Annotated in this window: 10 protein-coding genes and 1 pseudogene; 8 read left to right on the top strand and 3 right to left on the bottom strand. The window is 33.5% G+C overall.

The features are described 5' to 3' along the window. Window positions 1-51: 51 nt before the first annotated feature. Window positions 52-882: a Cof-type HAD-IIB family hydrolase gene (locus V6S17_RS09925; protein WP_029091590.1), complete on the bottom strand. Its 831-nt coding sequence runs from the start codon at window positions 880-882 to the stop codon at window positions 52-54. A 182-nt stretch (window positions 883-1,064) separates the two neighbouring features. Here V6S17_RS09925 and V6S17_RS09920 point away from each other — a divergent pair, with 182 nt between their 5' ends. The 7 genes and pseudogenes from V6S17_RS09920 to V6S17_RS09890 all read left to right on the top strand — a co-directional run bounded on the left by V6S17_RS09920 (window position 1,065) and on the right by V6S17_RS09890 (window position 8,011). Beyond that, window positions 1,065-1,373 (top strand): metal-sulfur cluster assembly factor, encoded by a 309-nt coding sequence (locus V6S17_RS09920; protein ID WP_029091591.1) that lies wholly within the window; start codon window positions 1,065-1,067, stop codon window positions 1,371-1,373. 542 nt (window positions 1,374-1,915) lie between these two features. After that, window positions 1,916-3,778, top strand: a pseudogene (nrdD, locus tag V6S17_RS09915) (anaerobic ribonucleoside-triphosphate reductase); the annotation flags it as partial. Continuing rightward, window positions 3,771-4,316, top strand: coding sequence for an anaerobic ribonucleoside-triphosphate reductase activating protein (nrdG, locus tag V6S17_RS09910; RefSeq protein ID WP_152792215.1), 546 nt, complete (start codon window positions 3,771-3,773; stop codon window positions 4,314-4,316). The pseudogene nrdD and the gene nrdG, both read left to right, overlap by 8 nt. Before the next feature lie 76 nt (window positions 4,317-4,392). Continuing rightward, the gene (locus V6S17_RS09905) at window positions 4,393-4,908 is read left to right on the top strand and encodes a thioredoxin domain-containing protein (protein ID WP_029091594.1); all 516 of its coding nucleotides are present in this window, start codon (window positions 4,393-4,395) and stop codon (window positions 4,906-4,908) included. Window positions 4,909-5,012: 104 nt separating this feature from the next. Further along, a complete protein-coding gene (locus tag V6S17_RS09900; protein WP_029091595.1) occupies window positions 5,013-6,170 on the top strand; it encodes a VanZ family protein in 1,158 nt (385 codons plus the stop codon). Window positions 6,171-6,600: 430 nt separating this feature from the next. Further along, a complete protein-coding gene (locus tag V6S17_RS09895) occupies window positions 6,601-7,263 on the top strand; it encodes a hypothetical protein (RefSeq protein ID WP_051535976.1) in 663 nt (220 codons plus the stop codon). A 244-nt stretch (window positions 7,264-7,507) separates the two neighbouring features. Next, window positions 7,508-8,011 carry a QueT transporter family protein gene (locus V6S17_RS09890; RefSeq protein WP_029091596.1) on the top strand — a complete coding sequence of 168 codons (504 nt, stop codon included), beginning with the start codon at window positions 7,508-7,510 and terminating at the stop codon, window positions 8,009-8,011. Window positions 8,012-8,214: 203 nt separating this feature from the next. Here V6S17_RS09890 and V6S17_RS09885 read toward each other — a convergent pair whose 3' ends face one another. Both V6S17_RS09885 and V6S17_RS09880 read right to left on the bottom strand, forming a co-directional pair. Next, the gene (locus tag V6S17_RS09885; protein WP_029091597.1) at window positions 8,215-8,613 is read right to left on the bottom strand and encodes a DUF4430 domain-containing protein; all 399 of its coding nucleotides are present in this window, start codon (window positions 8,611-8,613) and stop codon (window positions 8,215-8,217) included. 776 nt (window positions 8,614-9,389) lie between these two features. Next, window positions 9,390-9,743, bottom strand: coding sequence for a DUF3139 domain-containing protein (locus V6S17_RS09880; protein WP_029091598.1), 354 nt, complete (start codon window positions 9,741-9,743; stop codon window positions 9,390-9,392). A 346-nt stretch (window positions 9,744-10,089) separates the two neighbouring features. Between V6S17_RS09880 and clpB the strand changes: the two genes are divergently transcribed. After that, window positions 10,090-12,678 carry an ATP-dependent chaperone ClpB gene (gene clpB / locus V6S17_RS09875; protein WP_029091599.1) on the top strand — a complete coding sequence of 863 codons (2,589 nt, stop codon included), beginning with the start codon at window positions 10,090-10,092 and terminating at the stop codon, window positions 12,676-12,678. Window positions 12,679-12,688 lie beyond the last annotated feature (10 nt).

Genomic DNA, 12,688 nt, shown 5'->3' with positions numbered 1-12,688 from the left:
TCAAGCGCTATTATTTATAGAAACTAACTATTTGTTGATGAGACACGTATTTTATCCAAAAAAAGCTTTCTTTTTGAGATTTAAGTACTCCGTTAAGAATTGTGCAATACCGTGTTCTTCATTAGAAAGTGTTACAGTATTTGCAATGCGTTTTGTTTCAGCATCAGCATTACCCATCGCAACACCAAGACCGGCTTCATCAAGCATTTCCCAATCGTTGTCGGCATCACCAAAAGCAATGACATCGTTCATCGTGAAGCCTAAATCTTTTGCTGCGTGACGTAATGCAACTGCTTTATTTAAACCAGACTTAGTTAATTCAAGATATTCATAGGGTTTCCCCCAACTACGTTGTTCAATAATACCAGAAAAAGCATCATCTAGTTGTTTTTTGATAAGTTTAAGTTGTTCATTTCCAGCTGAAAACATGATTGCTGTTGGATCATTAGTAATTAATTGTGTAAGCTGACCGAAGTGAATAAAGCGAGGATCCGAATCGCGCATGTTTTGAGGTACTGATTCATCATCACGCAAAATAAACGCAGAATCATTAACTTCAGCAATGACATTATTCAGCTCCAAACTTTGTGAAAAATCGAATAGCTCATGAGCTGTTTTAAGATCAATATTTTGGCGATAGCCTTTATAGTTTGGTTGTTTAGGATTATGTAAATAAGCACCATTAAAGTTAACGATTGGCGTATCAAGTTGTAATTCATCGTAAAAATGTTTGCTCATTCGATAAGGTCGCCCCGTCGCAATCATTACTGTATGACCTTGCTCACGAGCAATTGCCAGTGTTTGTTTAGTTTCTAATGAAATTGTTGCATCATTTCGTAATGTTGTGCCATCTAAATCGATAGCAATTAATTTTTTTGTCATAATCGTATCCCTTCAGATTGTGCATCAGAATTTATTAGCGATTGTTATAAGATTAACAAGTTGCTATCTATTATATTGCCATATTAATGCTGAATCAGCAAGTAATCAAAGATAAAACATGCGTTCATTCGGTGAATTTGTTATAATAGTTTCAGATAAAGAGGTGATTTATGATGGCAGAAATGACAGAGGAATTACAAGATAGTATACTGGCTTGTTTAGAACAAGTAATCGACCCTGAATTAGGGATTGATATCGTTAACCTGGGATTAATTTATGGTGTAGATATCGATGATGAAGATATATGTACGGTTACAATGACCTTAACATCAATGGGTTGCCCATTAGCAGGTATTATTGTTGAACAGATTGAAAGCGCTCTGGAGGATTTACCTGAAGTTAATGATACAGTGGTTAACGTCATTTGGGATCCACCTTGGACAAAAGATAGAATGTCGCGTTATGCAAAAATTGCATTAGGTATTCGCTAATAACACTATGAACTAATCGATTGTTTTAAATAGTTATTGAGCTGGCCACACTTTTGTGTGGTTTTTTTTGAGTCTTCACAATTGTGAATGAATGGTTTTTTGGAGTTATTGGTGTAACAGAAGAAAACATGAATAATTTTCATGGTAGGATGAACAACCGTTATTATTATAGAGTTTGTATAAATTTACATACAGACAAAGAGGATGTTGTTTTTTAAAAATTGTCATTTAATATGAATCTAATAGAGCATCAAAATAGTAAAACAAGCCGGTTTACAGACTAATTCTGTAGGCCTCTTTTATTTGGAAAAGTTGTATCTCCCAAATAAAGAGCTGATTTGGTTCACTTGTTTGACATAATATTGTTCAAAGTAAAAAACATACTGCAAGTTTCCCCTCTTTTTGTTAACCAAATAGTAATAAAATACCGACAGTTTTATGACTAACCATTTAAATCGAAATGAAGATAACAACAATATGATAGTCTAAAACTAGATTAAAGAATGAACCAGTTAAAGTGACGGAGGGATAGTATGGGAAACAGAAAGCGATTTAGGCCTTTAGAACAAGATATAAAAAAATTGTGGCGCCAAGAAAAAGCAATTGTAAATGAAAATGCTAACAAGGACAGTACAGTTTTTAATACACAACGAGATTTAACAGCAGGGATAGTTGCCAAATATTACGCAATGCGATACCAACTGCCAAAAGAAGTCGCATCGGCACATGAGGCAGGTGATATTCATTTCCATGATTTAGATTATCAACCCTATCAACCCTTAACAAATTGTTGTTTGATTGATATTGCAGGGATGTTAGAACATGGCTTTCAAATCGGTAATGCGAGTGTTGAACCGCCACATTCCATTCAAACAGCAGCAGCACAAATAGCACAAATTATTGCAAATGTATCCAGTTCTCAATACGGTGGATGCTCTGTGGATCGTATCGATGAAATTTTGGCACATTATGCTGAATGTAATTATGAAAAACATTTGGTTAAGGCGAGTGAATGGGTTGACCCAAGTCGTCGTGATGAATATGCACTTAGTTTTACAAAAAAAGATATATATGATGCGATGCAAAGTCTAGAATATGAGATTAATACATTGTATTCAAGCAACGGTCAAACACCATTCGTTACATTGGGATTTGGTTTAGGAACTTCTTGGATAGAAAGAGAAATTCAGCGTGCTATTTTGAATGTGCGTATGGGTGGTTTAGGTAAACAAAAACAAACTGCTATTTTTCCAAAATTAGTGTTTAGCCTTAAGCGTGGTGTTAATCTCAATGAAACGGATGAAAATTATGATATCAAACAATTGGCATTAGAATGTTCAGCGAAACGCATGTATCCGGACGTATTAAACTATGATAAGTTAGTGGAAATTGCTGGTGACTTTAAAGTGCCTATGGGCTGCCGCTCATTTTTACCAGCTTGGAAAAATAAAGAAGGACAACTGGTTAATGCGGGCCGTATGAATTTAGGTGTTGTCACGCTAAATTTACCGCGTTTGGCGATTCGTTCTGATGGAGATAAAAAATTGTTTTGGAAGTATTTTGAAGAGCAGATGATTACTATGAAAACAGCATTGTTTTATCGCATTGAACGTACAAAGGAAGCGCGACCTGAAAATGCTCCGATATTGTATCAACATGGTGCCTTTGGCGAACGTCTAAAGAAATCAGAAAATGTTGATGAGCTCTTTAAAGATGGACGTGCAACTGTTTCAATTGGTTATATTGGACTTTATGAGGTTGCCGCTCATTTTTATGGTGCAAACCCTGAAAAAAATAAAAAAGCAAAACATTTTATTCTTACTATTCTCGAAAAACTGAATGAATATGCAGATGATTGGAAAGCTGAATCAGGTTATTGGTTTAGTATCTACTCAACACCATCTGAAAGTTTAACCGATCGTTTTAACCGTATGGATAGAGAAAAATATGGTGTTGTGCCTTTTATAACAGATAAAGATTATTATCAAAATTCGTTTCATTATGATGTGAGGGAAAGTGTATCAGCATTTGATAAAATTGATTATGAGAAAGACTTTGCACCATTAACATCAGGTGGGTTTATACATTATTGTGAGTATCCGGTTTTAGTCCATAACTTAAAAGCATTAGAAACTGTTTGGGATTATGCCTACGATAGAGTTGCCTACTTAGGAACAAATACACCAATCGATAAATGTTTTGAATGTGGATTCGAAGGAGAGTTTAAGCCTACAAAAGAAGGCTTTGAATGCCCAGAATGTCATAATACAAATCCATTGACTTGCGATGTTGTAAAAAGAACCTGTGGTTATCTCGGAAATCCTGCCAAAAGACCGATGGTTCATGGACGTCATGATGAAATAATTCATCGAGTCAAACACTCAGGAGGGGATTTTATTGAGTAAAAACAAACAATTTTTAGCGGAAGATTTTAGCTGTCAACGTATTGCAAGTTATCAACCCTTTAATGCAGTTGATGGAGAAGGTATTCGTTGTAGTGTCTATGTTTCTGGTTGTTTGTTTAATTGCAAAGGTTGTTATAATAAGGTGGCTCAATCATTTAAGTATGGTGAGCTCTATACTGAAGCACTAGAAGAGAAGATTTTGACTGATATTGGGCACGAAGGTGTGCAAGGGTTATCTCTATTAGGTGGTGAGCCATTTATGAATACACAAGTGTGTTTAAGTTTAGTGAAAAAATTAAGAGAACGGTATGGTTTAACACGTGATATTTGGATATGGAGTGGTTATACTTACGATGAACTGTGCAACGAGAGTGAGGATAAACAAGAACTTTTAAGTTATTGCGATATCCTAGTTGATGGGCAATTTATTCAAGAGTTATTCAAACCTAATTTAGCCTATCGGGGTAGTTTAAATCAGAAAATAGTTGATGTCGTGAAAAGTAAAATTTCAGGTGAAGAAGTTTTATATAGTATTTGATAGGCAGTTTGATAGAACTAAAAGACGTAACCCCTTATAATGAAGTTAAATAGAATTTTAATGGGGGAATGATTTAATGACAATTACAAAATTTTCAGATGTAGGTTTACATGTCGGTCAAGCCGATGCACCAGTTAAGGTTACCAGTTTTGTAAACTTTCGATGCCCATTCTGTGCAAGTTGGCATTTTAAAGCTAATAATGTATTAGATAAATATGTTAAAGCTGGACAAGTAGAAGAAATAATAAAATTTTATGATAAACCGAAAGAAACATTAGAAATTGGAAACCATGCGCATCATTTTATTGATTACAATGATCCTGAATCTGAAAAAATTGTTAACTTGTTATTTAGTTCGCAAGATGAGTGGGGGAACCTTTCGAAAGAAGAACTTACTACTTATTTTGAAGAAAACTTTGGTTTGAAAGAGCTAGAAAATCATCAAGAGGCAACCAATTTAATAATTGCTGAAGCAAACGGTAATAATGTTAAAACGGTGCCTACTATTTTTATAGGCGATAAAGTATTTGATTCTCAAGTTTCACCAGAAGAGTTAGTTGAAACAATTGAAGCTTTATTGGCAGAAAAATAATGAATGACTCAGCCTTATCAACGGTAAAACGTTGATAAGGCTTTTTTTTATACCCGTATATTATGGTATGATAACAGTAACAAAAAAATTTGGAGGAATACTTCATGGAAGCCTATATTACACCAATAAAGATTGCATTGTTAACCTTTCCATTCATCGCGTTTTTGCTATCATTGCCATTTTTAATACATCAATATCATAAATATGGAGGCTTTACTTTTTGGCGAGCTTTTATTATTTTTAGCTTTATTTTCTATTTGATGTGTGCTTATTTTTTAGTGATATTACCTTTGCCTTCACAGGCAGAAGTAAACGAATTAACAACCCGAAGGGTACAATTTATCCCCTTTCAGTTTGTAATTGATTTTGTACGGGAGACCGTTTTTTCTTTTTCACATCCAAGAACCTATGCAGAGGCTCTTAAACAAGGCGTGTTGATACAACCGCTGTTCAATTTATTACTATTATTACCTTTAGGTGTTTATCTTCGTTTTTACTTCAAGCGTTCATTTAAATTTGTGATATTAGCCGGCTTTTTTACAGCGCTCTTTTTTGAATTAACACAGCTCTCAGGTTTATATGGTATCTATTCACGTTCATATCGTTTATTTGATGTGGATGATTTGATGTTGAATACTGCAGGTGCTTTATTAGGTTTTGCCATTGCTCCGGCGATAACCTTTTTTATACCCGATGAAGAACGTTTAATTAATACCGCCTATTCACGTAGTCATCGTGTGAGTTATTTGCGACGCTTCATTGCATTTATGATTGATTGGACAATTATGGCCATCATCGCGGTTTTTGTAACTATTGGTGGAGAAGCTATCTTTGTGTCTAATGTAATATATGAATTTAGTATTCTTAACATATTGCGATATCTTATGACAATCATCGTTTTTTTCGTTATCATACCTTACTTGACTAATGGGCGTACACTTGGTAAAGCAATCGTTCATCTTAAAATTGTTAATGATTTAGATCAACCCCCTTCACCCAATCTTTACATGGTAAGGTACGGGATTTTGTATGGTTTAATTTTCACAAATATTAATTTAACAGTAACGATGCTAGACTTAACAGGAACTTCGAATCATTTAAATTTATTAAATTATTTAATAATAATTTCATTCTTCTTTACGCTAGTGTTTGCAATTCATTTACTAATGAGTAAATTACGTAAAAATGAACCGCTTTTTTATGAAAAAATAAGTTATACCCATATGATGAGCTCATTTAGCTTGTTTAAAAAGAAACGTTAGATATAATCAAAATTATATGAAGTGTGATTTAAAAGCTAGTGTTTTGCTAGCTTTTTTATTTATTTTTTTGCGAATTAAGATGTCTTTAAAAAAGAAACGAGCTTTATAAATGAAAGAAATGTTGTAATTTTGTTTCACAAAATAACCATTTGACGGTGTGTTCTTATGAAATTAAGTTTCGGAGAAAAAACAGCTGTTTTTTTAGGTTATTGAACTGTTAAAAAGGAGGGGATCGAAATAGGGAATTACTCCCCTTAATCTCAAATTGATAATATACCAAAATAGTTATTAAACATCATAACTTACTTTTTGTTAGTTTTTTCCTTGAGTATATATCCTCATTTTACATGTAAAGTGTATCTTTATGGTTAACTTATGTGGTATTTTTATATTTAGTAAAAATAAATAGCGTCAAGTTAGGGGTATGGTTATGAAGGGGAAAGTTATTAAAACAGGGATTGCGGTTGTCATCAGTATTGGTTTGTTCGTAGGGGGAGCAGCTATTAGTGGGGCAGACAAAACAATAAATTGGGGAAAAGAAGGGGAAATCACTTCAATTTATGCAGCATTGAGTACGTTAGATGGTAAATTAGGTATCAAACAAACAGAATTAAAAACAGCTAAGGATGCTTTAGTAGCAGCTGAAGCAGCATCTAAAACAAGTAAAACAGAATTAGATCAACTGAAACAAACAAATGACTCATTAAAATCACAAGTTTCAGAATTAACTGCTACTGTGTCACGTAAAGATGCCGAGGTACAACAAAAAAATGGCGAAATTCAACAAAAAAATGGTGAAATTCAACAAAAAATAGCTGAAATTCAACAAAAGATTGAAGAAGGTAACCAAAAAGTAGCAGCAAAACAAAAAGAGTTTGATGCAAAACAAGCAGAATTAAATACAGCAAACGAAAAATTAGTTGCAGCTACGCAAACAATTGCTCAGTATACAACTGATAAACGTAACTTGCAAACATCTTTAGAAAGTTTAAAAGCTGATAATGATGAGACGAAAATAAAATTAGAAAAAGCACAAAAAGAAGTACAAGATTTGAAAGACTATGCATCTCAATTAGAAAACAAATATAAATAAGTACGCAAGACTGTTACTCCGATATTGCTTATTGCGATAAGAGGAGTGAGGGTCTTTTTTTATGGAATAAAATAAAGGTTTGTTAAGTCTTTTCCGTATTTTATAAGAATAAAATGAGTACTTGAGTTTAGCGAACGAAACCGTTACAATGGGAAAGGCTATTGATTTAGTTATTATGCAGAATGCTCTGCACGCAGTTTATTGATACCATCCTGCGATACAAAAACTAGGAGGAATATGAATAATGAAAACAAAAACATTGGCGATAAGCGGCGTTTTAGCGGCTATATACGTCGTTTTAACTCTTTTGAGTGGACCATTTGCTTATGGCTGGGCACAATTTAGGGTTTCTGAAATGATGAACCATTTAGTAGTTTATAATAAAAAATATTTTCCGGCTATTATTATTGGTGTTATTGTTGCTAATTTCTTTTCATCAAATGGTTTAATTGATCTTGTATTTGGTGTAGCACAATCTGTCGTTTCTTTAGGATTGATTATTTTCATAGCAAAATTCATCAAGAATAAAGTGCTGTTAATGGCAATAAACACTGTGATATTTGGAATAACAATGTCTTTTGTTGCCTTTATGTTAAAAATTATAGGTGTGCTAGGCGATGCTAATATGGCATTTGGATTAGCTTGGTTCTATATGGCACTCGGTGAAATGGCTGTCATGTCAATTGGTATGTTAGTGATGTACTTCTTGAATAAACGAATTGATTTAAGTAAAGCAATAGAAAAATAAAAGCTTGTAAATAAGCGATATTAATAACATCTGAAATTACTATGGAGAAAGTCTCTGTAGTAATTTTTTTTTATGAATCAGGGTATAGGTATTCTATAAGGTATTATTGTAATCATTTGTTATAGAAGACAGTAAAAAAGTCTTACAATAATTTATTGTAAGACTCAGAATATCATAAATATGTTTATTCAGTATAAGAAATGTTACGATGCACTTAAATCCCAAACGATTTTATCGCCATCTTTAAGTTTAGTTTCGTTAGCACCGACCATTGCAGGTGTTCCGTTGACATCATAAATCCAGTAACAATCTTTAGTATTTTCTTTAGCATTATCTTGCTCTTTACCAGCAATACTAATGATTAGGCCATTATCCAATTCAAGCTTAAAATTGTCATTCATTGCTGTTTGCAAATCTGTCTTGTTTTTTACTTTAATTTCTTTGCGTTCAAACTCCTTGTGTTTTTCTTTCAAAATAATTGTAACGTCGATATTTTTATCAGTCGATGAATTATCGTTCTTTGCTCCAGTTGTTGAATTACCACAACCAATAACTAATGAAATGATGCTTAAGTATAAGAATAAAGCTAATATTTTTTTCATTAAATCCCTCCTATGAGATAAACGTTTATCAATTAAGTATAGTTGAGATAACAATTGCATACAATAACTGGGGACTAATACAACAAATTAAGATAAATAAAGGATGCAATGAAATAGGCGTTTTTTCGTAGCTTAAACTTGTCATTAAAGCCTTTTAATTGATCAAACAAAAAAACAACAACAAAAATGTCTTAGTTGTTTAAACGGTAAGATTAAACTAATTACTTCTCGTTAGACCTGAGATCGAATATCACGTGAAATTGCGAGCACTATAAAATAAATAGGACAATATATCACAATTATCAAAGCAGTATTGCTGATGTCGACTCCAAAATAGAATATAGAAAAAACGGCGATTAATAGGCCCAGGCATAGCGTATTTAATACTATTTTAAAAAACGTTAAATGTTGATTTATTTTAAAGTAATCGTGGATGAAAAATAGTATACAGGCAGTAACAGTTAAAAGGACAGTAGTAACAAGCGGAAAATCTGTAAATAGCATTAAATAAAGCACGCTAACAATTCCAAGGATAACCATACGAAAAAGTATTTTTTTCAAATCATATCGCTCCATTTCGTGAAAATTAGTGTTGAATAAATATGCTAAGTTATAACAAAGATTAATGTAAAACAAAGAATGCAATGATTAATTGAAATAAAACCACTGAAGATAAAATAACAAATAAAAGTAATGCAAATTTAAATGCAAAAATAAAAGTGTTTTTTAAAGTTGATAAAAGCATGCTGTTTCACTCCTTTTAATATAGTATATCATTATTTAATAATGATTTTTTTTATGTCATAAATACTTGAATGTTTTGGCGACTTATTTTTAGAGTTAAAGGATGTGATTGAAATTTGAAAAGGCACAGCTTTACGTGAATGTGAATAAAAATAGGTATAGACTGTGTTAACATCGTCTTTAAAAATTATCTCAGAATAGTAAACATCCCTATTTCTATCTTTTTTAAGTTTTGTTTGCCGTAGAATATCATTTCTATGTAATCCTTGTTTGACTATAGTACGATTTATTTCTTTCATTGCTTCATACTCATGAAATTTGAAAAAATAGAGATAAGAAAGCACCATTAACATAATTAGAACACTAACTTTTATTTTGTTATCCATTTAAAATACAGTCTCCTTATAATATAATTCCGTTCTTTGTTAAAAGTATAATATAAGCAATTAAAGGAGTAACGCACTCATTAGTTGCGCAACTGTTAATGGTGGTTGCAAACAATGATCAAGTGTTTTTCCCAGGAAATAAAGCAAAGGTAACGCCGAATTTTTTTGACTTGAAATAACTCATAGCGGTAATTTAAAAAGTATCATAAAGATTTTTAAAAGCTGTATTTTTCAACGCCACCACCAAAATTTAAAAATAATTTGTTGGAAAAATAAGTGTTTTTTATTGATTGCTGACCTATTTTGACTTATAATTGATTTATAAATTAAAGAAGAGGTGATGATCTTGGAACCGAATAAAATGACAAGTCAAGTTCAATCTGATATCGCAGAAGCCCAACAAATAGCAGTAACGCGACAACATCAAACGATTGATATTTGGCATTTATGGTTAGTCTTTATCACATCTAATGAACTTGCAAAACGTATCTACACAGAATTAAATATTGATTTAAAACAAATTGAGAAATATCTTAATGAACAATTAGATAAACAACCAATTGTGACTGGTAATAGTGTAACTTACGGACAGCAACTTTCAGGCGATTTGTATGAAGTGCTAGCTGAAGCCAACAAACACAGAGAAACCTTAGAAGATGCTTTTTTATCGACAGAACATTTTCTATTAGGTTTACAAAGCATGACTAAAAATGAATTGAAAAAGAAATTGAATCTAAAAACAAAAGAACTACAGGCAGTAGTTGATAAAGTCAGAGGGGGGAAACATGTTATGAATCAAAACGCAGAACAAACATATGAAGCACTAAGTAAATATGGTATTGATTTAGTAGAGGCTGTTCGTGCTGGTAAAATTGAGCCAGTTATCGGACGTGATACTGAAATTAGAAATGTAATCCGAATACTTAGTCGTAAAACAAAAAATAATCCTGTATTGATTGGAGAACCAGGTGTTGGTAAAACAGCTATTGTTGAAGGCTTAGCAGCACGTATTGTTCGAAAAGATGTACCGGAAAACCTTAAAGATAAAACAATATTCTCTTTAGATATTGGTTCTTTAATCGCCGGTGCTAAATACCGTGGTGAATTTGAAGAACGACTCAAAGCAGTGTTGGAAGAAGTTCAAAATAGTGAAGGGAATATCATACTCTTTATTGATGAGATTCACACGATTGTTGGTGCAGGTAAAACTGACGGAGCAATGGATGCGGGGAATATGTTGAAACCGATGTTAGCACGTGGTGAATTGCATTGTATTGGTGCTACAACATTAGATGAGTACCGTCAATATATTGAAAAAGACGCAGCGCTAGAGCGTCGTTTCCAAAAAGTATTAGTACCTGAACCATCAGTTGAGGATACAGTATCAATTTTACGTGGATTGAAAGAACGTTTTGAAATCCATCATGGTGTTAATATCCACGATAATGCGCTAGTATCAGCAGCAACATTGGCTGATCGTTACATTACCGATCGATTCTTACCAGATAAAGCCATTGACCTTGTTGATGAAGCTTGTGCAACCATTCGTGTTGAAATTGACTCAATGCCAAATGAGTTAGATGAAATAACGCGTCGTGTGATGCAACTAGAGATTGAGGAAGCAGCACTTGAACAAGAAAAAGATGATGTGAGTGCAACTCGTTTAGATGTATTACGAGAAGAGTTAAGTGAACTTAAAGAAGAGAAACAACAAATGGAAGCAAAATGGAAAGCAGAAAAAGATGAAATTGCTAATGTACGTGAAGTGCGTAGCTATATTGATGAATTACGTCATCAGTTGGAAGATGCTGAAAACAACTATGACCTAAGCAAAGCAGCAGAGTTGCGTCATGGTAAAATTCCTGAAGAGGAACAACGTTTGGCTGAACTAGAAGCAACGGCTGAAAATGCATCAGATGATAATCGTTTAGTGCAAGAATCTGTGACACAAGAAGAAATAGCTGATGTAGTATCTCGTTGGACAGGCGTACCAGTTAAACGGCTTGTCGAAGGAGAACGTAACAAATTACTACATCTTGACGATGCATTGCATGAACGTGTTATTGGTCAAAATGAAGCTGTTGAATTAGTGAGTGATGCCGTTATTAGAGCACGTGCAGGTATAAAAAATCCACGACGTCCTATTGGTTCGTTCATCTTCTTAGGTCCTACAGGTGTTGGTAAAACAGAGTTAGCCAAAGCTTTGGCTAACCAATTGTTTGACAGTGAAGATCATATGGTTCGCATCGATATGAGCGAATACATGGAAAAATACTCAGTGTCTCGTTTAGTTGGAGCACCACCAGGCTATGTAGGTTATGAAGAAGGTGGACAACTCACTGAGGCAGTGCGTCGAAACCCTTACTCAATTATATTGCTTGATGAGATTGAGAAAGCCCATCCAGATGTATTTAACATTTTATTACAAGTGTTAGATGATGGACGAATCACTGACTCACAAGGTCGACTCGTTGATTTTAAAAACACAGTCATTATTATGACATCGAATATCGGTTCACAATATTTACTTGAAGGAACAAAAAATCAACAAATTAGCCCAGAAGCTGAGGAGCAAGTTATGGCAACGTTAAGAGGACATTTCAAACCTGAATTTTTAAATCGTGTGGATGACATAGTGTTATTTAAACCGTTATCGCTTGATAATATTTCAGGGATTGTATTAAAATTAGCTAAGAGCCTCGAAGAACGTCTTAACGAACAACAAATCACTTTGAAAATCACTGATGAAGCAGCTAAATTCATTGGTGAGGAAGCTTATGATCCAGCATATGGCGCTCGTCCGCTCAATCGCTATATGATTCGTCATATTGAAACACCGCTTGCGCGTGAAATTATTGCCGGGGATATAGGTGAAGGTGATACAGCAGTTGTGACTGTTCAAGAAGGGCAATTACTGATTACGAAAGAAGCGTAATCAGAAGGAG

Origin of the sequence: Brochothrix thermosphacta DSM 20171 = FSL F6-1036 (genome assembly GCF_036884295.1) — a bacterium.
GTDB lineage: Bacteria > Bacillota > Bacilli > Lactobacillales > Listeriaceae > Brochothrix > Brochothrix thermosphacta.
This window is presented reverse-complemented; position numbering and strand designations above follow the sequence as displayed.